The sequence below is a fragment of the Acinetobacter sp. A3 genome (genome assembly GCF_012371415.1).
Lineage (GTDB): Bacteria > Pseudomonadota > Gammaproteobacteria > Pseudomonadales > Moraxellaceae > Acinetobacter.
Genome location: NZ_JAAZQW010000002.1, coordinates 75,174 through 100,822, shown reverse-complemented (window position 1 = coordinate 100,822; position 25,649 = coordinate 75,174). Strand labels below are relative to the sequence as shown.

The window sequence follows — 25,649 nt, the reverse complement described above, 5'->3', positions numbered from 1 at the left end:
TGAAGAAGGATGCTTCAAAACGATTTAAATCATATTGTTCATATTCACAATTGGCAGCATCACCGCAATTACAATCACCAATACAATACTGGCCATCAACACTAACATGAGCGGTTCCAACAGTGCCAACAAGGTTGAAATCAACGTGGTCACTTCACGATCCTGCATCACCGAGGCACGTGACAACATGCGGTCTAACTCACCCGAGGCTTCGCCACTTTTGATCATTTGTACCATCATCGGTGGGAAATAACCACTCCGCTCCAATTGAGTCGCCAAGTTACCACCTTCGGTCACTTTTTCTGCTGCCAAATTGACAGAATCACGAATCACCCAATTATTGCTAACCGCCGCTCCAATTTTCAGTGCATCGACCAAAGGCACACCTGACTGGGTCAGAATAGACAAGGTACTGGCAAAACGTGCTGCATTAATTCCGCGTGATAACTTGCCAAATAACGGCAATTTTAAGGTTAAACGGTCAAAGGCATAATGCCCTGCCTGAGTACGTAAAAAACGAGCCAGCAATAAAACCCCAATCACCGATGCCACCAGTAAAAATGGCCATGCTGCACGGATAAAATCACTGGCTTTCATTAAAGCTACGGTAATCCACGGCAAAGCATCTTTACTTTGGTCAAAGGTTTTAACAATGTCGGGCACCACATAGGTCATTAAGCCCATTACAATCGCAAAGGACATCAGCATTAAAATGATGGGATAAATCATGGCGCCTTGAATTTTTTTCTGCATGGCAAAACGATTTTCGGTGTAGTCTGCCAATTGTTCCAGAATTAAATCCAGATGCCCTGAACGCTCACCTGCGGCAATGGTCGCAATATATAAGTCTGGAAAACGTCCCGATTGCTGTAAAGCATTGGCCAGTGAATAGCCTTCTAGTACTTTGGAGCGCACCGACATCAGCAAATTTTGCACGTGCGCTTTTTCACTTTGCTTGCCCACTGCACGAACCGCTTCTTCCAATGGAATTGAGGCTGCCACCAATACTGACAATTGTCGGGTCAGCAAAGCCAAATCATAGGCGGTAATTTTTTTCTGAAACCACTGTCTGCCGCTGTGCTTATCTTTCTGTTCAACGGCATCGACACTGACAGGAATCCATTCTTTGTCCCGCAATTGCTGACGAATTTGACGTGCAGAATCGCCCTCTAAAACACCTTTTTGCTGCTTCCCTGAAGCGTCAATGGCAGTAAATTGATATGCTGGCATTGTAATGCTCTAATTTTCCAAAATTTCTTGCAGCGCAGTTGCGTCTGACCACTAAAATCATTCATATTCTTAGATATAAATTCTGTGCTCACTCTATCACAAGCCAACACAGAGCACGATGCCAATTTTCACAGGACGGTACGACTTTTTTATGCCAGATTCGACTTTAGACCCGCAGCCCATTTACCGTATTCGAGTGGCTGTACCCGTATATCTTTATGACTGCTTCGATTACATGCTCAGTGCAGCACAATATCAGCAAGCAGCCGTTGGCGCACGGGTGTTGGTGTCCTTTGGTCGGCAAAACTTGGTTGGGATTATTGTCGAAAAACTGGCGCTCGACACCCCAATTAACCCACGTTTTAAACTCAAAGCCATTACCGAACTGTTAGATGAACAAGCGATTTTAGACGCTAAAGTTTTAACTTTGTTGACATGGGCGTCACAATATTACCAATTTCCCATTGGTGAAGTGATGCACAGCGCTTTGCCAAGTTTATTGCGTCAAGCCAAGCCCTATAATTTACTGGCTCGAACTTGGAAACTGCTAGATGCACAGGCCGAGGCTAAAATTAAACGCTCAGAAAAACAGCAGGAAGCCTATAAAATTTTAAAGCTGCATCCAACGGGCACTTCTGAAAATATTTTAAATTTAGCAGGCATTGAAACCGCCACCCTAAAAGCTTTAGCAAGCAAAGAAATTTGCGAATGTGTTTTGGAAACCCAAGATTTCAGCCCAATGCCTGTCACTTTGGCACAAATGCCTTTAACGCCCAATCCCGATCAGAAAAAAGCCATCGACAGCGCACTTAAAGTTCGGCAGCAATATAAAGCTTTTTTACTAGATGGCTTAACAGGCAGCGGCAAAACTGAAGTGTACTTGCACATCATGCATGAGGTACTAAAACAGGGCAAACAAGTGCTGGTGTTAGTCCCAGAAATTGGACTGACCCCGCAAACCATCAGCCGTTTTCAGTCACGTTTTCACTGCCATATTGCCCTCTTACATTCAGGTTTAAATGATTCCAAACGTTTGCAAGCGTGGCAGGCGGCACAAACAGGCAAAGCGTCTATTATTTTAGGCACACGCTCTGCGATTTATACTCCATTGCCAAATTTGGGCTTGATTATTTTAGATGAAGAACACGACCTGTCTTTTAAACAACAAGAAGGTTTTCGCTATCATGCCCGAGATGTCGCCCTTTACCGTGCCCATCTGGAAAATTGCCCTGTTATTTTAGGTTCAGCTACACCAAGTATTGACAGTTATGCCTTGGTCGATCAAGGCAAAATGCAATGTTTGGAGCTGAATCAACGGGCGGGCACCGCGCTTATGCCTAAAATCCACCTGATTGACTTAAAAATTGCAAAAAAACAGCATGGCATCAGTCAACAATTGATTGATGAAATGAAAAAACGTCTGGCAAAAAAAGAACAAGTCTTGGTGTTTTTAAACCGACGTGGCTATGCTCCAGTCCTGATTTGTGAAAATTGTGCCTGGCAAGCCAAATGCCCACATTGTGATGCCAACTTTACCCTGCATCATCAACCTTATGTGCATTTACACTGCCACCACTGCGGAACAATTCACCGCAAACCTGAGCAATGCCCTGCCTGCAACCATGAAGAACTCAAACCTGTGGGCATGGGTACAGCCAAAGTGGAAGACAGTCTAAATGAACTGTTCCCAGATATAGATGTGATTCGGGTAGATCGTGACTCAACCAGTCGTGTCGGCAGCTGGCAAAAAATTTATGACCGTATTCAACGCAGTGAACCCCTAATTTTACTGGGCACACAAATGCTGGCCAAAGGACATCACTTTCCTTATGTAACCTTGGTGGCTATTTTAGATATCGATTCAGGCTTGCTCAGTGTTGATATTCGCGCACCTGAACGTACCGCCCAACTGATTGTGCAAGTGGCAGGACGTGCAGGGCGTGGTGAACATAAAGGCGATGTTTATTTGCAAAGTTTACGTCCTGATCATCCTTTACTCACCACCTTGGTCGAGGGAGATTACCGCAAGTTTGCCAAACAAAGTTTAAAAGAGCGCAAAGCCGCGCAACTGCCGCCATATCGTTATACTGCGCTGATTCGCTGTGAGTCCAAAAGTCAGGAATTAAACCAACAGTTTTTACAACAACATGCGCAATGGCTCAGGGAACATTCCGAACAATTAATTGATATTTGGGGGCCTATTCCTGCGCCAATGGAACGTAAGGCAGGTCGTTTCCAAGCGCACATGGTGCTATTGTCTAAAGATCGGGCGCGCTTACATTTTTATATCAGGAACTGGTGGCAAAATATGTTGCATGAAAAGCCATCCAGCATGAAACTAAGTTTAGATATAGATCCACAAGAATTTAGCTAACCCAGTAAATTGCTGTTTTGGCTGCAAAACCCTGTATTGCAATAATCCACCGCTTTAAACTTTGGATGCCCACATGTCCTTATTGTTACAAATGACCATTTTTTTGGGTGCTTCTTTGCTACTAGTGCCCTTACTAAAACGCTTTGGCATTGCCACAGTGCTGGGCTATTTGTTTACAGGCATCTTACTTGGCCCAAGTGTTTTCAATATTGCCAGCGACCCGGATGCCATTCAGGAATTGGCAGAGTACGGCGTGGTCTTCCTGATGTTTATTATTGGCTTGGAACTACGTCCACAACGACTATGGGATATGCGTAAACCCATTTTTGTTTTAGGCAGTTTACAGGTCGGCATTACAGGCGTTTTACTGGCTGTGTTGGCATTTTTTGCCTTACAGCAAGGCATTGCTGCAAGCGTGGTAATTGGTTTTGCATTAGCGCTGTCCTCCACCGCATTTGTGCTGCAAATGCTGCAAGAAAAGCAACAACTCAATAGCAGTTATGGGCAGCAATCCTTTTCAATCTTACTGTTTCAAGATATCGCCGCAATTCCTTTAATTGCCATGATTCCCATGCTGGCAGGTGCTGAATCTACCCACCATGGTATTGCCTACTTTGCAGCCATTATTGCCACCTTTAGCGGACTGTTTTTATTTAGCCGTTATCTAATGCGTCCCTTCTTCCGTTTTGTGGCCAAAAGTGGTGCACATGAACTGATCACGGCAGTAGGTCTATTCATTGTGCTCGGCGTGGTCAGCATTATGGATGTGCTGGGCATTAGCACCACTTTAGGCGCATTTTTAACGGGTGTCTTGTTGGCCGACTCTGAATTTCGTCATGAACTCGAAGCCAGCATTGCACCCTTTAAGGGTCTGTTACTGGGCCTATTCTTTATGACTGTAGGTATGAGCACCCAGCTTTCCTTGTTGGTGGAACAGCCATGGTTGATTATTGGCGGTGCGTTGGGCTTAATGCTCATCAAACTGCTAACCCTAACGGCCATTGCACGTTATTTTGAATATTCTTGGCGCAATAGTTTGCTCTTGGCAACGTGCTTGGCTCAAGGCGGTGAGTTTGCCTTTGTGGTGCTGAGCGTTGCGCAAAGTGAAAGTGTGCTCAGTCAAGCCATGCTGCAACCGCTGACTTTGATTGTGACGTTGTCGATGGTACTGACCCCAATTTTATATTGGTTGATGAGCAGTCAAATTATCCCGCGTTTGGAGCGGGAAAAAATACCTGTGTATGATGAGATTCCCGATGCGCATCCACCTATGATCATTGCAGGCTTTGGCCGTTTTGGACAAATCATTGCCCGTGTGGCGCATTTACAGCATCAGCACTTTACCGCAATTGACAGTAATATCGACAAAATTGATTTTGTGCGTAATTATGGCGGCAAAGTCTATTATGGCGATGCCACCCAACCTGAAATTTTACGTGCCGCAGGCATTCAACATGCCCAAATTTTTATTTTAGCCATTAATGATATTGAAGATTCAATGAATGTCACACGACATATTCGCCTGAATTATCCTGAATTGAAATTATTGGTACGTGCCCGTGACCGCCATCACGTGCATTTATTACGTGATTTAGGCGTGACCCATATTTGGCGGGAAACCTATTTATCCTCCTTGGGCATGGCCTATCAGGCTTTGCGTGATTTGGGTATTAATGAAGATGATGCCTATAAAAGTATTGAATTGTTCCGTGATTATGATGAAAAGCTATTGGCACAGCAGCAACATATTTATACCGATGAACAAAAAATTTATGAAACCCATCGTAATGCCTTGGCCGAATTAGAACACCTGTTTGAAAGTGATGCACAAAACCGTGAAATGCCACTCGGGGTCGATTTAAAACGTGGCTTACATAGTGGTCATATTGATGTAACACGTGATGCAGCAAACTGACTTGTGTTTTACAATAATGCCACCATTAAAACAGGGTTATGGAGAATTTTATGTCTGATTTACGCCAACGCTTTTTTATTGAAGATAGCCCTGTTCGTGGTGAGGTAGTTCATCTCGAAGATGCTTTGCAAACCATTCTAAAACAACGTGACTATGTGCCAGCGGTACAAGTATTGTTGGGCGAAATGCTTTGCGCCACTGCATTGTTGGCCAGTACCCTAAAAATTAAGGGTCGCATCAGCCTACAAATTCAGGCATCTGGCACGTTTAAGTGGGCCATGGCTGAATGTAACCACTTGGGTGAAGTCCGTGCGTTGGCAGACTACGAACCAGATCCACACTTTTTAACTGCAGAAGACAGCAGCACCGTACTGAAAAGTCTGGTCAGCCCTGTGTTGTTTATTAACATTGAGCCAGAATTTGGTGAACGTTATCAAGGGATTGTACCGTTAGATAAAGCCAATTTAGCCGAATGTTTAATGCAGTATTATGACTTATCTGCACAAATTCCTACCCGTATTGTGTTAGCCAGCAATGCAGAACGTGCGGGCGGCTTACTAATTCAACTGTTGCCACGTAACAGTGAAGAAGAACAACAACGAGTCGATGAAGATTTATGGCCACGTGTGACTATGCTCACGGAAACCTTAAAGGCCGAAGAATTGACAGATTTAGAAGTCAATGAAATTCTGTACCGTTTATACAATGAAGAACAGGTGCGTTTACCTGAAGTAGAAGCACTGCGTTTTGGTTGTACCTGTTCTAAAGAACGCTGTGCTAATGCGTTAATTCAAATTGGTGTCGCTGCAGTACGTGAAACACTGGAATATCAAAATCCAATTACTATGGATTGCCAATTCTGTAGCGCACAATATACCTTCAGTGCCGAAGAAGCACTTGGCTTATTTGGAGAACACTTAAGCTAAATTTTGTGATCCAAACCATGAAAACCATAAAAAATGAGCAGCCTTGACTGCTCATTTTTTATTTCTGCTTTGAGCATCGTTAAAAGCTATCATCCCTTTATTTTTCATGTGATTTATTTCACAAAACTTTCATGTAATTACTAGAAAATACCGCAAAAATTGGGTATAAATAATCCCGTATTTTTTTTATGCCTTTATGTTTTGGCTGTCTTCATTGTTGGATGTTAATTTTATGAACACACTGTTCTTCTCTCGTTTAGCTTTCATAAGCGCAATCTGCTGTTCAAGTCTGGCTTATGCAGCCAATGCTGACCCGCTCGTGGGTAAATGGAAAACTTTAGATTACCGTACAGGATTTTCATTGTCAGATGTTGTCATGAGCAAAGACAAACAAGGTGCTTATGCCGCCAAGATTGTAGAACTCCGTGCTGTACCTGGTGCACCACGTCTGGAAAGCTGCACACTGTGCACTGGTAAAAATAAAGATAAGCCACTCATGGGTTTTGTGCCATTAAGCCACTTAAAAGCGACACCAAGCAATCAAATTGAATTTTATGAAGGTGATTATTTAGACCCACGTACGGGTAAGCAATATAAAACGCGCGCACGCCTAAGCAGTAACGGCAAACATTTAACCCTCTACAATGTAGATATTTCTACCAATGCCAGCCGTAAAATGACTTGGATTAAATACTAGTCGCTGTTCTTTCCCCATCTCTTTTTAAGCGATAAAAGTCTGAAATGATTGATATATCCTAAATTGGACTTTTATCGCACTCATCAAAACAATAGCTTCAAAAGCGAACTAAAGCTTTAATTTTCACGTTTTTCTTGCGTATTTCTCTCTAAATTTACCATGATCAATTTGCGTCATCAGTATTTTCTTGCTATAAAGCTCAAAATAGAATTTTTACTCTATTTTTAAGATTTTTAACGCATTTGGGGACACATTGATGAAAAAAATTATAAAGGGATTTTTGCAGGTCTGATTTTAGCCACACTTTCTAGTTTGAGTTTTGCTGAAAGTGATCCTCTAATTGGCAAATGGAAAACCATTGATGACCGTACAGGGTATTCACGTGCGGATGTAGAAATTCGCAAAAAAGCAGATGGTACCTATGAGGGTATTATCGTTGAAACCCGCAATGTTCCTGGCGCAGAAAAAATGGTGACCTGCACCAAATGTCCAGGCACACTCAAAAATAAACCTTTCCTTGGTTTACCTTTTATTTGGGGCTTTAAACAAGACCCGAAAAATCCACGTGAATTTAACCAAGGCCACGTGCTAGACCCAATTGGCGGTAAGGTTTATAAAGGCAAAGCTCGCTTAAGTGCAAATGGTAAACGCTTAACCTTACGTGGTTATGTTGGTGTTTCTGTAATTGGCCGAAGCGTGACTTGGGTGAAATACTAAGTTCCATCGCCATTCAGAATAAGCTGCTGATCCCAAAGACCCTTTCAAGGGTCTTTTTTATTGTCATACTTTGAAACAATAAGCTTAAACTTTAGGCTATCACTTCTGATGAAATGCTTGAATAATTAAACACATTGCACAAAAAACAATCTATATTGGTTGTGCATTTTAATTCTAAGCAGAATAACCCAACGGCATGGATAGGCCACAAATTCACCAAAGCAATACAAATAATAGACTCAATTGCATGCTATAGGCGCTAAATTAAAGGATCATCCACTTTGATATAAAGCAATCAGATGCAAATACAATCCCTCATTTCAGGTTGATGATTCAACTTGAAATAAACTAGAAGGAGTATGCTATGACCACTATTCTATATCGTGAAACTACTTTAGACGGACAACATACAGAACTCATAGAAGAGTTTACCCAACTCGATTTAAAAAATTTTGCTGCTGCCTGTGGGCAAAGCCCAGAATGGGTCTTACAACTTCTAGAATATGACATCTTACCTTCCCGCCCTGCAGAACGTATCCATCAATTTTTTGGTGAAGATGTGACTCGCGCTCGTCAGGCCTATCGTCTACAACGCGACTTTGAAGCCAGCTTTTCAGCTGTAGCCATGATGCTAGACCTGATTGATGAAGTTCAAAAATTACGCAAAGAAGTTAAACATCTGAATTTTCAACATAGCTAAGCCAACGCTCTAGCCAAGTCCATTTAAGCTTGCTAGAGCGTTTTTCTTTGTATGCCCTATTAATTGTTTCTTGAGAATGATCGCCACAATGAAGACCAAAGACTGCAACAAAAAGATTAAAAATATGTTCCCTGAATTTCGTGATTTAATTCAGGTATTACGTGACAGCAATCCACATTTTTCAAAAATTTTTGAAGACCATGAACAGCTTGATCGTGAGATTATCCAACTTGAGCTTGATCCTGTGCATCAAATTAATGATGACATTGAAGCGCTGAAGCGTAAGAAACTCAAGCTTAAAGATGAAATGTACCACTTGCTTCGCAATGCACAGAATGATCAACTGGCTTGATACACACTCAATATTCAAAATTTAGTCCATCAATATCTCACCTTAAATATTGAATTAAGGCAGAGAATTCTTGGCTGTATGTGAGCTCAAACGTACTGAAACGACTAATGTGCTGAAAAGCTGTCACATTTTAGGCAAGCAAAAGCAATAGCTTAATTATTTCAGCTTGGTCAGCTTTTCTACTTCTTTGATGGTGCCTTTTACAGTTTGTTTGATCGGTTCGTAATCTAAAAACCAAAATAAACTCATGTGTTGATCGCTATGTTGTTGCGCCAGCATATCTATCACACTTTTTTCACCCCGCCCCACCATGTGACGGCGATAGAAATAATACAGCAACAGTAAAGTGGTCATGACCATTACGCCCAGCATAATCCAAAAGGCCTGCGCATGTCTTAAACCTGGCATAAACTCAAAGTTCATGCCATAAATACCTGTAAATAAAGTTAAAGGCGCAAAAACTGCGGTAATAATCGCCAAAATTCGCATATTCTCATTGGTTTGGTTGGCAATTGCAGAAAAATGCAGATCAATGGCAGTTTGTACTGCGGAACGCAATCGAATAGTATGCTTTTGAATTCGTTCAATATGACTGGTTAAATCATCTAACCGCACTAAAATAATATCCTGCTTTTCACTACGCTTTTTTCCACGCAAATGCGGGTAGTTATCCACAATTTCATCACGCAATTCTTGCAAAGCTTCAATTTGCTCTTCACACAAATTTTCAACTTGCTGAAATGCCATATTTTCTTGCAGTAATTGATGCCAGCGGGTAAAACGCCGATGACCTTGCAATAATTCTTGTTGCCAATATTCCACACGGCGGGTCAGTGGCATGCGAATATCCAAGTAATCATCAGCCACCAAATTCAGTAAACGTAAAGTCAAATCCAGTGGCGTTGCGGCCAGTTTGCGTGCCTTATTTTGTTCTTCAATAGGACGTTGCACCGCTGCTTCGACACGTGACAAATAGCTTTCCATGACTTTATTGCCCTGCTCACGTACGGTGATCAGCACCTGCGGTGTCATAATAAAACTCATAGGCGTGGTAGTAAGTCCAAAAACCCGCTCATGTTTCTCCCCCAGTTGCTGCCCTGTGGCAATACGGTCTTCGGGAGTAATCAATTTACGAAGAATGAGCAGGTCATAATCATCTAAGGTGTCAAAAGCACAAGGATGTTCAAGATTTAAAATATCACGCACATGATACTCGTTCAGCGACAACTGACTATGCTGAAAAATTTCCTGTTGCCACTGTTCGGCTCGGTTCAGTACATCATCACGGGTACAATCAATCCAGATAAATTCAGGCTCAAGCCCTTCAATTGGCTGTTTTTGCACATAAATATTGGTTTTGTGATTGGTATGCAGATAGAAATAATAACTTTGCATAGAACAGGCTACTCTATTTTCAGTTTTTGTAGGCTTTTAAATATCAGCTTGACTCAGTTTAAGCATGAAATGCGATCGTTTTCAAATATGCGTTGCTATTTATTCTAGTGTTCGTGTAATGATTGCATCGCCGATTAAAATCAACAAAATTTTGCACATAAAAAAAAGCCCGCATTCAGTTTGAATACGGGCTTTTCATTGACCATTTCAGATCATCAACACAGCATTATGCTTGTTCGATGTCTTTCATAGTTAATTTGATACGACCACGGTTGTCTACATCGGCAACCTGTACTTTCACTTCCTGACCTTCTTTCAGAACGTCTGCTACGTTAGCAATACGCTCGTTCGAGATTTGTGAAATGTGAAGCAAACCGTCAGTGCCTGGAAGAATATTTACGAAAGCACCGAATTCAACAATACGGATCACTTTACCTGTGTAAATTGTACCTGGCTCGATTTCAGCAGTTAATGCCTGAATTTTTGCAACAGCAGCTTGTGCAGCAGCTTTGGTTTCACCAAATACACGTACTGTACCGTTGTCTTCAATATCAATTGCGGCTTTAGTTTCTTCAGTAATTTGACGGATGGTTGCACCACCTTTACCAATTACATCACGAATCTTGTCTGGGTTGATGTTGATGACTTGGAAGGTCGGCGCGTGCATAGAAATTTCTGGACGTGCACGTGAAATCACTTGGTTCATTGCATTCAAGATGTGCATACGACCTGCATAAGCTTGGTTCAATGCAACTTCCATGATTTCTTCAGTGATACCTTCAATTTTGATGTCCATTTGAAGTGCAGTAATACCGTTGGCAGAACCTGCAACTTTAAAGTCCATATCACCAAGGTGGTCTTCATCACCCAAGATGTCAGAAAGCACTGCAAAACGCTCGCCTTCTTTTACCAAGCCCATTGCGATACCTGCAACTGGTGCTTTAAGCGGAACACCTGCATCCATAAGTGATAAAGATGCACCACATACAGACGCCATAGAAGATGAACCGTTTGATTCAGTAATGTCAGATACAATACGAATCACATACGGGAAGCGGTCTGCAGCAGGAAGAACAGCTTGCACACCACGACGTGCCAAACGACCGTGACCAATTTCACGACGTTTAGGACCAGATTCACGACCTGTTTCACCTACAGAGTATGCAGGGAAGTTGTAGTGCAACATGAAGTTGTCAGTTTTAGTACCTGATAGTGTATCTACCATCAAGGCATCACGTGTATTACCCAAAGTCGTGGTGACTAAAGCCTGAGTTTCACCACGGGTGAACAATGCTGAACCGTGCGCGCGATCAAGCACACCCACCTGTACATCTAATGCACGTACAGTTTTGGTGTCACGACCATCAATACGTGGCTTACCAGACAAGATGTTGTCACGCACAGTGCGGTATTTCAGGTCTTCAAAGAGTTCATTTAAGTCATCTGCGATGCCATCAACGTCTTCTTCTGGAACAAATTGAGCCACAGCTTCAGCTTGAAGTGCGTCTAATGCAGCATAACGGTCTTGCTTAATTGCAATCGTATACGCTTCAGAAATTTTCGCTTCAAACGCTTCTTTTAACTTCGCACGAAGGTCTTCATTTTTCTCTGGTGCAGTCCAAGTCGATTCTGTTGCGCCAGCAGCCGCAGCAAATTCTTTGATCGCTTGAATAGCAATTTGCATTTCGTCATGACCAAAAAGTACTGCACCTAACATTTGGTCTTCTGAAAGTTCTTTCGCTTCAGATTCAACCATTAATACCGCAGACTCTGTACCTGCAACCACAAGGTCAAGGTCAGATTGCGCCATTTGTTCAAAGTTCGGGTTAAGTACGTATTCGCCGTTGATTAAACCGACACGTGCAGCACCAATTGGGCCACGGAAAGGCGTACCTGCAATTGCCAGTGCAGCAGAAGTACCTAACATGGCTGCAATGTCAGCGTCCATGGTTTTGTCAGAAGACACAACCGTCGCAGTCACTTGAATTTCGTTGTAGTAACCTTCTGGGAACAACGGACGAATTGGACGGTCAATCAAACGTGAAATTAAAGTTTCCGCTTCAGATGCACGGCCTTCACGCTTACCATAACCACCAGGGATACGACCCGCAGCATATTGTTTTTCTTGGTAGTTAACAGTCAACGGGAAGAAGTCTTGACCCGCTTTCGCTGTAGGTTGAGCCACCACAGCAACCAATACAGTTACACCACCCATAGTGATCATAACCGTGTTAGCTTGACGCGCAACGCGACCAGTTTCTAGAACAACTTGGTGCTGACCAAATTGGAATTCTTTACGAATAATATTAAACATCGACATATTTTATTTTTTCCTAGTTCTTGTGAACAATTATTCTCGTGGAGACCCCTAAGGTTTGGCATTCACAACACAATATTTTGGTAAATGACAAAGCTTAGAAGCCGACCTCACTCGAATGAAACACGATTTTTAAACACAAAGAAGGAGCGAAACATTCGCCCCTTCCACTGATCTAGCCAAAGCTAGATTTACTTTAGTTTTCAGTAATACAGCATTCAACATGCAATAGTCCGAAAATAAAAGCTTAAATCGAATTAACGACGTAAACCTAAAGCAGCAATCAATGCGCTGTAACGAGTCGCATCTTTGCCTTTAAGGTAGTCAAGTAACTTACGACGTTGGTTAACCATACGGATTAGACCGCGACGGCTGTGGTGGTCGTGTTTGTGCTCTTTGAAGTGACCTTGTAAGTCATTGATTTGAGCAGTTAAAAGCGCTACTTGAACTTCTGGTGAACCAGTGTCGTTTTCAGCACGAGCAAATTTAGCAATGATCTCTGCGCGATCTGCGTTTGTTAAAGCCATTCGATTTCTCCGAGATGCTTAATAAAAAGATTTGATACCGATCAATTGATGAATCAACTGACTGCCGTGCATCACTACAGCAAGGGCATCATTTTAAGGCAAAAACGTGCCGATTGCAAAACAGAACGACTAACAACTGCTTTAATTTTTACTTTAAGCAGTCACACCAGATTTTTTCTGCCCGCTGTTCTGCATAGATAAAAGTATAAAGTATTCCGCATAAATAAATATACATTTGTATATGTTTGATAATATGTAATATTTTGCCAATAACATAAAACATAATGTCATTTTTAGCTCACAAAATAAAACAGCCCGAGCAGAGCTCGGGCTGTTTTTGCGCTGTAGTTTCTTGTCTTATTATTCTTATTGTTTTGTTTATTGTCGTTATTTGCGCGTTTTCGCGTCTTATTGTCTGAACATTCCTGTTCTGGGTTTCACGTCCTTGTGTGGTAGATTTTGCCATAATACTAAAGTGAAAGAAGTCGTATTTCTCGTATCTATTTGTAAGCTTTTTCTTACAACAAGTAAGCATTGTCTATATTTTGCAAGCCAACAAAACCAACAGACATAAAAAAGCCCTGTAGTCTCTCCCAAAACTACAAGGCTTAGCGGCTGTAAGTTTCCTCTTCTCACTCACGTCCTGTCAGTTCGCTGTCTATCGACAATTATCATTATTATTCTGCGATTATGCTCAAAATCCTTATTGAGCTTTTTGTGTGAAGTCATCTTCTCAAAAACATACTCGAATCTCTATGCGCAAATTTCTCGAATTGATGTAAGCTATTTCGTACAAAAGCACCTATTATTCACTTCTGCTTAATAATTCAGAACCTCATTAATTCTAGCTAACAAACCACTGCTACGACGGGTGCGAATACTCAATGCCTGTTCCAGCGCTTGTGCATCGACCAGTAAACTCACCACTTTTTTAGCACGGGTAATGGCCGTATAAATCAGTTCCTTGCTGAGCAAGTTTTTAGCCATAGCATCTAGCACCACAGCTGTATGGCTAAATTCCGAACCTTGAGATTTATGAATAGTGAGCGCAAAAGCTGTTTCAATATTTTTAGGTAAGCGTGTTGCAGGTACCCATTTGTCCAGACTTGGAAAATACACTTCAAACTGGCGCTGTGCGTTATGTGTTCGCATAAAGCAAATGCCAATATCACCATTCGACAGTCCCAGCTGGTAATCATTATAGGTCATCATCACAGGTCGGCCGATATACCAATCCCCTTCTTTTTGCTGTTTGGATTGCTGTAAAAGGCGCTGCTCAATCTGCACATTCAGTTGCTTTAAGCCCAAATGACCATGACGAATCGCGGTTAAAATACGGTAATCATCAAACACCTGAATAACCTGCATCACAAAATGCTGAAAGTCTTGCAAATCATTGCCATCAGCCAAGCCCGCATTCAATACTTCCACATAGGACTGATAGCCATACATGAGCTGGTCATAATAGCCATCCAAATCTGTTGCAGACATTGGGCTGTCTTGACTTGGTAGATATTGAAGTTGAACTTCATCGACCTGTATTTGTTCTAAATTGATTTTGCGTAACTGGGTGGCAGTAACCACCTGCTGTTCAAACGCTGCCAAAACCTGTTGTGCAGGATGCTCTAGCTGAATGAACTTCGCCATTGCCCCAACTTTTGCCCCTTCAGCAAAACGGCGTGTGGTGACTAAATTGACACGATTTTTTGCTAATTCAGGAACTTGCTGTAAATCTGCCAACACCGTACCAACATCAACTGAAGCTAACTGATTGGCATCCCCCAACAGGATTAAACGTGCCTGTGCAGGAATGGCAGCCAATAACATGTGTGACAAGTGCAAATCCAGCATAGAAGCTTCATCGACCACAATCACATCGTAAGGCAAAGGTTGTTTGGCATGAAAACGAGGCTTGCCTGTATTCCCCAAACCGAGTAAACGATGCAAAGTGACAGGTTGTAACTGTTGTAAAGCGTCCACATCAAAGGCTTGTAAGGCTTTGCTATTCAACGCATTTTTTAAGGCTTCCTGCATACGCTGTGCCGCCTTGCCTGTCGGTGCTGCCATGGCAATGCGAATATCTGGCAAAGCTTGATTGAGTACGGCAATAATATGCGCCAAGGTATAGGTTTTCCCTGTTCCTGGCCCACCGGTGATAATACTCAAACTTTGGCTGGCAGCAGTCTGTAAAGCCTGCTGTTGCTGTGGGTCTTGCAATAAGTTGAGCTGTTCAGGTTTTAACTCAAATGAAAGCGGTTGCTGTGCTTGAATCCTTAAAATGTCGGTGGCGACTTGTTGTTCTAACTTCCAGTAGCGATACAAATACAAACGCTGCCCGTCAAATACAAATGGGGCAATTGCAGCTGCTGTGTCCGAGGGCGGGACGGATAGTGTGATTTGTAAATCATGCAAAGCCGCAACCTGTGCCGCACTTGCAGGAATACAACTATCCCCCTGTTCTATTGCGTCAAGGACTTGCTGCATCAAAGATTTACCAGCAGTATCGATCGTTGCAGTGCTAAATGGCGGCTGACACAGGTAATCCAACCACGCCTGCATGGCAGATTGCGCTGGAATTAAGTGAATATGCTTGTTTTCCACACAGTTATCCTCAAAGTTATCCACAGGATAAGCATTTGTTTTATTACATCTAAGAACAGGCTTAGTTTGATTTTTTAAGGTCAAAGTAACCTAATGTTTCATCCAATTGCAGAATAAAATCTGCTTCAGGTTGCCAATGGCATACGCCTTGTCCTACCTCACCATTCATGCCGCGCAAGTACAAATAGCTGGCGCCACCCAAGTGTTGATAAATATCATAACCCTGCATGTTGCTGCCCAAATAACGATGTAAGGCCACCAAGTACAGTCCTGCTTGCAGCCAGTAACTAGACTGAGTCATATTATTTTCAATATAACTCAAGGCATAATCCTGCTGATCTGCACCTAAATAGTTACTTTTATAGTCCGCAATGTGATAGCGCTGACCATCGAAATACACCAAGTCAATCGAACCTGTCAGGTAACGAGCGCTGTTGGCCTCGTTTAAGCCCTGAATAGGCCGCTCTGCATCGTTAAATAATTGTTGAATGGCGGGTAACAATAAGCGTTGGTCTGCCATAGCCAAATAAAATGGAAACTCAGACAAATAGCCATCTACAGCCAATGCAGACAGACAAAAGTCTTGATGCAATGGTGTGTGCAAAACCTGCATCAGCCAATCGGTCATTAGCTCAAATACTTCGGCTTCCTGCACGGTATTCTGCACATCAGCTTGGTGAAGCTTGGCAACCAAATCGGCCAATAACACATCAGAGTTAAACTCTTTATCATTATGAAAACGGCGTTTCACTTCGTCTGCAATGCGGTCTCGACTGGCCTGAAAATCAATATATTCAAATAGTTTATGTAAAAAACTACCCGCCTGAGTGCCACGCTGAAAATTGGCTTTAATCCATGCGATCGGCTGCGCAAGCTCAATCGCCTCAACAGGTTCTTGATTGATTTCATCCGCTGCCGCTGCCTGCGCCTCAGCCATCACCACCAAGCTATCCCGAGGGCTTGTACTCGGCAGATGCTGTGCCAAACCACTAAAACTGGTTTTTGTGCGTGGGTAAAAACGGCGCACTGGAAAGTCTGCGGCCTCAATCACAACATCTTGTATTTGTTGTAATTCCAATGCCTGAGGTAAATTCAACATAGGTGCTTCCTCAGTACTGAATTGCGCTGCAATTTGCTGAGTCTGTGAGCACACCGATGCTTTTAAACGCCAGACATTTAATCCGTCCGCTTTAGGTGCAGACGGCTTCTTACTTTTGGCATCTTCATTAGGTTTAGGCTGTTTTAACATCGCATAGACCCGATAACTGGCTCGGGTTAATGCCACATACCACAAGCGATTCAGCTCGGCTAAACGACGCTCACGATGCTGCTGCATTGCTGTTGCATCCATGTCTTTATGTTTAATGGCAATGACACGTTGCTCTATGCCTTGCTCTTCCTGCGTTGCAAACACCAAAGCAGACTTATCAGGTTTTGGCGGCTGATCTGCTGACATTAAAAAGACCACTTTAAACTCAAGTCCCTTGGACTGGTGAATGGTCATCAGCTTTACACCTGCCGCGTTCGATAGCTTTCGTTCAACTTCCCAGTCACGTTCTCCAGGTGATTCAACCTGCTGCAAATACCAGTAATACAGCATGTAAGCGCCTTGATGACGCTCACTCTGCCGACTAAGCAACTCAGTTAAATGACGTAAATTCACCACATGCCGTTCATTGTCAAAGCTCTGCTTTGCCACCAGATTCTCCCAAACTTTAAATAAGTTCAGGCAGTAACTCCAAGCGGTTAAAAAGCCTTTATTGACCCACATTTCACGAATACAGTCGAAGTCATATATAAACTGCCCCAAGCCTTGTTGCTCAAGTTCAATTAACTGCTGCAGGTTATAGCCCAGCAAACGAGTCAGTAAGGCACGCTTTACTTTCGCTTCATCAAAAGGATGTAAAATTGCCGTTAAAATTGCCGCCACATCTTGCGCTAAAAATCCTCTAAAAACACTGCGCTTACTGCTCCGATTTACCCGAATACCAATACGCTCCAGCTCATATTGCACTTGATCCAGTAATTTATGACTGGTGGATAAAATCGCAATATCATCGGCCTGTAATGCAAGCTTGTCTGTAGGATGGTCAAAATATAACTGGCCTGAAATCCCCTGATTTAATAAATCACGAATTTTCCAAGCAATTTGAATAGATTCATCTTGATCATGTGCAACGGTGATCCACCGAAGCGGTGCAGGGTTGGCCTGCTGCCGATCGATTAAAGCAGGATGAGGCCGTGAACCCGCAATAACCGGATGATACGTCACCTGCTCACCAAAATTGGTATGACGTTGGAATAACTCATCCACCACGCTTACCAATTCTTTGACAGAACGATGATTTTGTCTGAGGGAATAAATGCGTCCCTGTTTTTTCAGTACATCATCACGGGCATTGTTATAGGTCAGCATATCGCCGCCACGGAAGCCATAAATCGCCTGTTTGGGGTCACCCACCATGATCATACAGCCCCGTGCATACCATTTTGGATTACGCCAAATTTGCGAGAGCATGTCATCTTGATCTTGGTTGGTATCCTGAAATTCATCCACCAAAATTAGTGGATAACGTGTATGTACAAATTGTGCAAAACGCTGTCCGCGCTCACCATGTAAAGCTTCTGCCAAAGTGCGAATTTGTTGCGCAAAGGTGGTTTCACCTTTTTGCTGCAACAACTGTGGTAAGCGCTGTTTGACTTGTTGTACCAAATAAAATTTTAAGTTGGTATCCACCAAATCTATCTGGCTTTCAAATTGCAGTTTGGCATCCGCCACCGCTTTAATTTTACGAATCACTGGATGGTCAAAAAAGGCATCCTGCACGTCTTGGGTACACGGTGCTTTGGCTTTATTAAAAATTGCCGATCTTGGCTTACCTTCAGAAGTGAGATACAACCCAAGAACTTCGTTAAACCCATCGCTTAAATGCAGATTAAAATACTGCTCTAACGGATTGTGCTGCAGCATTTCAATCAGTTTGGGCAACGTGACAGTAAATAGTGGATGTAATTTTTTCTTGTCACTGCCCGCGACATAATGGGAAAAATTAAAGCTGTATTGACCATCATAATATTCTTTTAATTCTTCAATTTGAGTGAGATCTATTGTGGCTAAATGCTGCAAGGCGACTTCTAAATCTTGCACTTCCAGTTGTACTTGCTCAATCCCCTGAATTTTTGCAGATGCAAAATTCAAACTTGTACCCACTAAACCCACATATTCAGTTGCCGATTTTAAGCGCCCACATAACAGCATATAGTCCACAACATGCTGAGGTTGTGCCTGAATCCATTCCCGCAACACATCATGTACCAATTGTTCTGTATAAACCGAAGCTTGGTCGGTAATATCGGCACGTTCAATTTTGCCACTTTCAAATGCAAATTCTCGCAACATTTTTTGGCTAAAGCTGTCTAAGGTACCCACAAACAACTCGTCTAATTGCGCAATCACCAATTGCAAACGTGAACTGGCGTAATCTACTTTTAGATGATGCTCCTGCAACACATGCTTAAGCAAAGGGTCTTGTTCTTGCTCAATTTTCTTTAAGATTTCTGGCTGAGATAAATCTAAACACGCATCAAAATATTGTTTGGTTTCCTGTAAGCGAGCACGAATTCGACTTTTTAGTTCAGCCGCAGCAGCACGGGTAAATGTTGTGGCAATCACCTGATTCGGCAAATAATCCTTAAGAAAAATTCGCACCATTAAACTGGACAAGGTATAAGTTTTACCTGTACCCGCAGAAGCCTCAATCCAGTGCAAGCCTTTAAATTGCATTTCTTGAATCGGGTCATAGCAAATTGGAAATGTGGTGGATGTATTCATGCTGACTCTCCCTGATTCGCAATTTGGCGCTGTTGGGTAATAGGCTGATACAACCGATAGCTATGCTGCTGAAATGCCTGAATCAACAATGGCTCAGTTTCACTGTCTTGAAAAATAAAGGCCCAGTCAGGGTGATTTTTTTCACTTTCGTCAATAAAGCCCCCCCGAGCTCCGCCCTGCCAATATTTGGCAAAGCTCTCTATATTCAAAACCTGTTCGAAGTCTGTATCATCCCACTCAATTTCAAATTCTTTTTTATCATTCATTTTTAGAACCAAAGCAGCAGGCAGCAACACAGGATATTGCTGTGCCTGTGCCCAAAACTCCATCCACATCGCTAAATAATCTTGTGCCTGTGCGGCATTCACCCCAGCAAAATGGATCACATCATCTTTACAGACCACGATCCGTTCCAAGTCCTGCTGCGCAGTATTTTGATATGCTACCCACAACAAATATTCCAACCAAACATGTGCATAGCGCTGTGGCGTTGCCCGTGAAGCGACCACGTTACACCAACGGGTGGTTGTCGTTGCAGGTACCTGAATGCGGATGTGCACTTGCGGAGTCATTTTCCAGACCTGCTGAGTGGTCAAGGTTTCTTGTTCTGCATATTGCATTAAAACATCACGTAAATATTGCTGCTCCTGCACCCCAGTTTTAAAAGTGGCATTCAGGGTTTTGCCTACAGGCAAAGTATCTTGCAATAAACTTTTTGCTTCTTGTGTGCCGTACTTAAGTAAAAAGTCTCGCACAGCGTATTTTTCCAAACCATTTAAAATCAACGGTTCTTGATTGAGCGCAGCTGTATCTGACTTTAGATTATTCACACCAATGGCTTTTAAATAGGCACGGGCAGGGAAACAAACATCTTTAATCCACTGCGTACTGTCTAGCACCACCACATCTTGTGGCAATGATGGATATTCACAAAACCATGCTTCACGCGGTGTAGTACCCTGCTGCATTTGTTTGGCCACCCGATACCACTGGTCTTTAAAGCGAATTTCACGGCTTTCGGCAAAACGCTGCTGATCGAAAGGCTGTAAGCTATGCAAGTGATAAATTGGCAGCAACTGCACTGGAATATCAACACCTTGCACTTTGATATTTTTAGAAACTTCACCTTCGGGATGTTTCACAATAAAAGCCAGATGCTGTACAAATTCCTGTACCACCACAGAGGGATCACGCACCTCGCCATCGCTCACATCAAAGCCGTTATAGAACAGCCAAACACTGTCCTGAGCCAGCAAAACACTGTCTAAAAAAGCGCCTTGATCATCATCTAGCCGTGAACGATCTCCAAGCTGAGGCTTCAACAACTGCATCAAATCAAAAGGCAGTTGCTGATCACGACTTGGAAATACACCATTGTCCAAATTCAACATCACAATCAGTTTATAAGGCAGTGGGCGTATCGCACCAATTTGACTAAAAGTAATCGCCCCCGATGGACTGGCTTGCTCGAGTTGTGTTTCAAGCTGCGCTGTTATTTCTTGCAAAATATAGTCTAAGGGTAAGCTTAAATGACGGATGTCATGTCCCGATTGCTCATCAAAATAACTGGCCAAAGTCAGCATACGGTCATGCTTTTGCACCAAACCAAAGACCGAGGCTAGTACATCTACACCTGCATCCTGAAACTCACTGACATCTTGCATCAGTTGTTTCAGCCAGAACTCTACCGTTTCTGACTGACCCAATTCATGCTGAATTAACCAGTCACGGCGTGCCGCAAAATCTTGATAAATTTGTACAAGTTTGAAGACCAGCTCAAAATCATCGGGCTGTACATCGGCATAACTTAAGGTCTGATTGACCACGCAATGTTCAGGGACGGCTACCCCTAAAGCCAAACGGTCTAAAGCAAATTTGAGGGTAAATCTGTAATCCTGATCGCCTGCGCTCAAACTACGGCGCAAATGTTCTGCATCTAAACCTCGCTTAAACCCCGCTTCAGACAATAGCGTATTCATACGTTCAATATGATTTAAGTTCAACGCATAACGCTGCTGCGTGGCGGCCAAACTGAGCCAGTCACTAAACTCTTCAAAACTAAAGCGTCCCTGAACCAAAGTGATCCGCCCAGTGACTGCACGCCAAGCATTGTGAATATCAAGGGAGCTAATCCCTGCTATTTGAATGGGCAAATAGACACTGTCTTGACTGAGTTGATGTGCGAGTCCCGCTTGACTCTGTTGGCCTTTTTGCTGCCCTTTCTGATATAAATCGCGCTCGCTTGGCGGTGCAGCGAAGACACTCCGAATTAACGACTCTTGTTCTTTCAGTTTCGGACTAAGCACCAAAATATCACTGGCTTGACGGCTATCATCTTGGCCTAGCCATGCAATTAAGCGATCTTTTAGAACTTCCAGCTGACGCAAACTCGAATGACAAACATGAATTTCGATGGAATCATCTTCAGGGTCTAAGCAATACGACTGTGCTGCAGGCACTTCTAAATTCAATACATCGGACTGAATTTTGCCCAATAAATGTTGAGGATATTGTTCATGGAACTCATCTACCCATTCGCCTTCCTCACCACTCGACAAAACCGAAAGCAATGAAAAATGGTCCCGTGCCTGTTTGCCAAATCGTGTCAGCAGCGGATGGTGTGATTCACGCATATCGGCATTAAAATGCCCATTATATTTTTCAATATACGCCGCAATGTCATCATCGCTCACGGTCTTGTTCTGTTTTTCCATCTCACGAACAAAGCGGTCTTTAATACGTGCATCGACCCGTAACTTCCATTTTGGATCGACCATATCGGCCCAGTATTCTTGCGATGGGTTGTAATGCAGAATAAAAATATCCATATACTGCGCTAAACGGCGCATAAAATATAACTGGCTCGGCGGCAAATCCAAGACAGTAAAAATCACCAGTTGCTGAGGAAGCTTATTGATACAAGAATTTGGGTTTTCAGGTGTGCCCAAGGCCTGCCAAAATTGCCGATCAATCTCCTGCATATTTTCAAAATCGGCATGAAAAATATGCGACCACAACCAGCTTTGCCACTGTTCTAATTCTTCTGCCTGCTCCTGCGTAAATGCTGCAAGCGCTAAGGCCGCCTGTTTCTCTTCTTCAGTATCAAAGCTTTTAGGGACATAAATCTGCTGCTTTAAATCCAGATGTTGCTGCTGCCCCCAAATCGACAGCCAATTACTTTGACATTGGCAGGTTCCTGCACAGCCTTTTTGGCAAAAGCCACGATAAGCCATGTAGTTACTGAACAAGCGCGACACTTTGTCTGCCACCCAGTACAGCATATTTTGTTTTTTTAGCTGCCGCTCTGAGTCCGACTGTAGTGATGCTGCACTGTCATAAATTCGCTGAATTAAACGGTATAAAGCATGCTCAGTTTCTAATGGGTTCTGTTCATGTTGGATCCAAGGCTGTAAGTCATAGAATACACGCCACTGCATCACAATACGTGGAATATTCGCCTGCCTTACACGGTCTTTATCTTCCAGTACTGCCTGATAAGCTGCCCACTGAAACGCCCGAATACGATGATGAAACTGAGTATTGGCACTAATGCCCTGTTGTTCAGCAATCTTTTCAGTCAGCCACGTTGCTACAGCAACCGAAGGCACAATAAAATGCTGGGTTTTAAGTACCTGTAAGGGATTCAATGTCGGCTGACGTATGCTGTTCAGCATCTTTTCAAGCAAAACTTCTATACGCTGACTTTGTATGACATGAATCGCCATAAATACTTATTCCTTATTTTTTAAAAATGAATAAAATGCTAAATACAACAAAAGAATAAAGATTATTTACTATACTTTCACAACACGCTATGCCACCTTAAAAGCATATTTTCATTCATGACTTGATTCAAAAAATGCTTTGAATAAAGTAGCTTAATGATAGCAAATAGCAAAACATTAGGTGCCATTTTAGAGTTATATATATGATAAAAAGAGATACCGTCCCAGATTCGATTGATCCAAGCTTAGATTTGGAAATGATTCGTGCAGAATGCCTAGAACTGGTCAAAAAACGTGCCTATTTTTCTGCAGGCGCAGCCGTGATTCCAGTCCCTTTTTTAGATGTCGTGATTGACGTTGGCATCTTGTCGCAACTGATTCCCGAAATTAATGCACGCTTTGGATTATCACCTGAGCAAGTCAGTGTTTACGACCCAGAAACCCGAAAAGTGCACTGGAGCGAATTGCGTAAACGTGGCGTTGAATTTTCAGGTTTAGTCGTGGCACGTACCGCAGTGAAAAAATCTCTGAATAATGTTGCAGCCAAGTACATCACCAAACAAGTTACCAAGTTTATTCCACTGGGTGGACAAATGGTGGCAGCAGGTTTGGGTTATTTTATTATGAAAAAAATTGCCGAAACCCATGTTGAAGAAAGCTACAAACTGGCCAAAAGCATTCAGCTCAAACAAGCCAAAGTTGTGAATGCTTAAGCTGCTCCAAAACTAATTTCGACTTCATTTAAACACTCATACGAACATTCACGCCAAGGCAGATTAATCTGCCTTGAGTTGTTTTAAAATGGTTCTTAAAATTTCTAGACGAGCTGCATTTTTGTCATTGCTTGGAATAACGTACCACGGTGCATATTCCGTACTGGTACGTTGCAGCATATCTGCCGCAGCCACCAAATAGTCATCCCAACGACCACGGTTACGCCAGTCTTCATCGGTAATTTTAAAGCGTTTGTGTGCAGTTTCTTGACGCGCCTTAAAACGCTGTTCTTGTTCGTCTTTATCAATCGCCAGCCAAAACTTAATCACCACCGTTTGATGATCATTTAAATCTTTTTCAAAACGGTTAATTTCATCATAGGCACGTTGCCATTCCAACGGACTGATTAAGCCTTCCACCCGCTCGACCAAAACACGCCCATACCAAGAACGATCAAAAATGTTAATTTTCTCTTCGGGCAGAATCTTAGTCCAGAAACGCCATAAATACGGGCGACTGATTTCAAAGGCTTCTGGCGCACTAATGGTATAAATTTCGTATTCGCGTGGATCCAGTTTTTTCACAATGCGTTTAATGGCACCGCCCTTACCTGCGGCATCCATCCCTTCAAATACAATACTGACGTTACGATTATCAAAACGCAGTGCATCTGCCACTTTTTTCGTGAGTTTTTTTAATTCAGCTTTATATTCATCATCTGCCACCGCCTCAGATACAGGATTCAATAAAACTTCAGGAATTTCTGCAGGCTGCCAAGTAATGCCAGAGCTGGTCGGATGTGTAGGACAATGTTTCAGTGCACGTAAAATATGTTGTGCAAACTGCTGATCACGTACGGTTTCATCTTCACAATCAATCATGATCCAGTCGTCAGTAAAACGCTGACGCAGTTTTTGCAAGCTGTCATATTGCTTTTTATTACGCCAGTCTAAGCCATGTAATTTGTGCCAATGCACTTCGCTCGGCTCCATATCATCCAAGCGTTTTTGCAATGATTTCCATGACAGATCAAACCAAATTTTAATCACATCAACATGGTTATTTTTTAAATCTTCTTCAAAGGCCCGCATTTTCTCAACATAGTTGTCGAACATGGTGTCATCAATTTGCTTAGACACATGCATAGCGGTACTTAACAAGTCGCTGTACCAATTGCCAAACATCACCATCATTTGACCTTCGGCAGGGATAAAACGTGCATAAGGCTGCCACAGTGCCTGTTTAGGATTAAACGGATGCGGTGCATCGGCTTTTACACGTAAATAGCGTGGGTCAACCCATTCTCTTAATTGTTTAACCGACTCACCTTTACCCGCCAACTCAATACCGCTCACCAAAATCAGCAAACTTTTGGCGTTCTTTTCACCTTTGGTATTTTTTAAGGCATATTGTGCTTCAATCAGCTCGACTGAAAGTTGTTCTTCTTCCATGAGTTTAAATTCAGTATTTGCTTTTGACATCATCTGCTCTGTTCTTGTGTTATTTTATCAGTATACGAATATCGACTCATTTTTTAACAGTTTTTATCAGGTTTTTGTTTATAAATTCAACACACTGACTCGTTGCTTTCTGAATTGTGTGTAATTTGTCATAGCTCCAAAGTCGA

Annotated in this window: 16 protein-coding genes; 8 read left to right on the top strand and 8 right to left on the bottom strand. The window is 42.6% G+C overall.

From position 1 onward, the window contains the following. Positions 1 to 24 precede the first annotated feature (24 nt). The gene (gspF, locus tag HHA42_RS01625; protein ID WP_104852974.1) at positions 25 to 1,230 is read right to left on the bottom strand and encodes a type II secretion system inner membrane protein GspF; all 1,206 of its coding nucleotides are present in this window, start codon (positions 1,228 to 1,230) and stop codon (positions 25 to 27) included. Positions 1,231 to 1,381: 151 nt separating this feature from the next. On the opposite strand from gspF, the gene HHA42_RS01620 reads away from it, so the two are divergent. The 7 genes from HHA42_RS01620 (at position 1,382) to HHA42_RS01590 (ending at position 8,911) form a co-directional block, all read left to right on the top strand. Then, complete coding sequence (locus HHA42_RS01620; RefSeq protein WP_168525213.1) at positions 1,382 to 3,604, top strand: primosomal protein N'; 2,223 nt, start codon at positions 1,382 to 1,384, stop codon at positions 3,602 to 3,604. 73 nt (positions 3,605 to 3,677) lie between these two features. Continuing rightward, positions 3,678 to 5,519, top strand: coding sequence for a monovalent cation:proton antiporter-2 (CPA2) family protein (locus tag HHA42_RS01615; RefSeq protein WP_168417554.1), 1,842 nt, complete (start codon positions 3,678 to 3,680; stop codon positions 5,517 to 5,519). Between the two features lie 50 nt (positions 5,520 to 5,569). After that, complete coding sequence (locus HHA42_RS01610; RefSeq protein WP_104852971.1) at positions 5,570 to 6,445, top strand: Hsp33 family molecular chaperone HslO; 876 nt, start codon at positions 5,570 to 5,572, stop codon at positions 6,443 to 6,445. Between the two features lie 232 nt (positions 6,446 to 6,677). Continuing rightward, positions 6,678 to 7,142: a DUF2147 domain-containing protein gene (locus HHA42_RS01605; protein WP_168417555.1), complete on the top strand. Its 465-nt coding sequence runs from the start codon at positions 6,678 to 6,680 to the stop codon at positions 7,140 to 7,142. 276 nt (positions 7,143 to 7,418) lie between these two features. Then, positions 7,419 to 7,859 (top strand): DUF2147 domain-containing protein, encoded by a 441-nt coding sequence (locus HHA42_RS01600; protein ID WP_168417627.1) that lies wholly within the window; start codon positions 7,419 to 7,421, stop codon positions 7,857 to 7,859. A gap of 364 nt (positions 7,860 to 8,223) precedes the next feature. Next, positions 8,224 to 8,559, top strand: a complete 336-nt coding sequence (locus HHA42_RS01595) for a chaperone modulator CbpM (RefSeq protein ID WP_168417556.1) — start codon at positions 8,224 to 8,226, stop codon at positions 8,557 to 8,559. Between the two features lie 88 nt (positions 8,560 to 8,647). Next, complete coding sequence (locus tag HHA42_RS01590; protein WP_104853289.1) at positions 8,648 to 8,911, top strand: DUF465 domain-containing protein; 264 nt, start codon at positions 8,648 to 8,650, stop codon at positions 8,909 to 8,911. Positions 8,912 to 9,067: 156 nt separating this feature from the next. On the opposite strand, the gene HHA42_RS01585 is transcribed toward HHA42_RS01590, so the two are convergent. The 6 genes from HHA42_RS01585 to HHA42_RS01560 form a co-directional block, all read right to left on the bottom strand. Further along, positions 9,068 to 10,306 (bottom strand): magnesium transporter CorA family protein, encoded by a 1,239-nt coding sequence (locus HHA42_RS01585; RefSeq protein WP_168417558.1) that lies wholly within the window; start codon positions 10,304 to 10,306, stop codon positions 9,068 to 9,070. A 226-nt stretch (positions 10,307 to 10,532) separates the two neighbouring features. After that, positions 10,533 to 12,620: a polyribonucleotide nucleotidyltransferase gene (gene pnp, locus HHA42_RS01580; protein ID WP_171525211.1), complete on the bottom strand. Its 2,088-nt coding sequence runs from the start codon at positions 12,618 to 12,620 to the stop codon at positions 10,533 to 10,535. A gap of 260 nt (positions 12,621 to 12,880) precedes the next feature. After that, entirely contained in the window at positions 12,881 to 13,150 is a 270-nt protein-coding gene (rpsO, locus tag HHA42_RS01575; RefSeq protein WP_067761248.1) for a 30S ribosomal protein S15, read from the bottom strand. Positions 13,151 to 13,969: 819 nt separating this feature from the next. Beyond that, positions 13,970 to 15,751, bottom strand: coding sequence for an exodeoxyribonuclease V subunit alpha (gene recD, locus HHA42_RS01570; protein ID WP_168417560.1), 1,782 nt, complete (start codon positions 15,749 to 15,751; stop codon positions 13,970 to 13,972). Between the two features lie 61 nt (positions 15,752 to 15,812). Then, positions 15,813 to 19,583 (bottom strand): UvrD-helicase domain-containing protein, encoded by a 3,771-nt coding sequence (locus HHA42_RS01565; RefSeq protein ID WP_168525211.1) that lies wholly within the window; start codon positions 19,581 to 19,583, stop codon positions 15,813 to 15,815. Further along, positions 19,580 to 23,308: an exodeoxyribonuclease V subunit gamma gene (locus HHA42_RS01560; protein WP_168525209.1), complete on the bottom strand. Its 3,729-nt coding sequence runs from the start codon at positions 23,306 to 23,308 to the stop codon at positions 19,580 to 19,582. The genes HHA42_RS01565 and HHA42_RS01560 overlap by 4 nt, the downstream gene beginning before the upstream one ends. 206 nt (positions 23,309 to 23,514) lie before the next feature. Between HHA42_RS01560 and HHA42_RS01555 the strand changes: the two genes are divergently transcribed. Then, on the top strand, positions 23,515 to 24,021 hold the full coding sequence (locus tag HHA42_RS01555; RefSeq protein ID WP_168417628.1) for a hypothetical protein: 507 nt from the start codon (positions 23,515 to 23,517) through the stop codon (positions 24,019 to 24,021). Positions 24,022 to 24,084: 63 nt separating this feature from the next. Here the strand turns inward: HHA42_RS01555 and HHA42_RS01550 are convergent, their stop codons facing one another. Then, the gene (locus HHA42_RS01550) at positions 24,085 to 25,503 is read right to left on the bottom strand and encodes a phosphate--AMP phosphotransferase (RefSeq protein WP_168417563.1); all 1,419 of its coding nucleotides are present in this window, start codon (positions 25,501 to 25,503) and stop codon (positions 24,085 to 24,087) included. Positions 25,504 to 25,649: the final 146 nt, after the last annotated feature.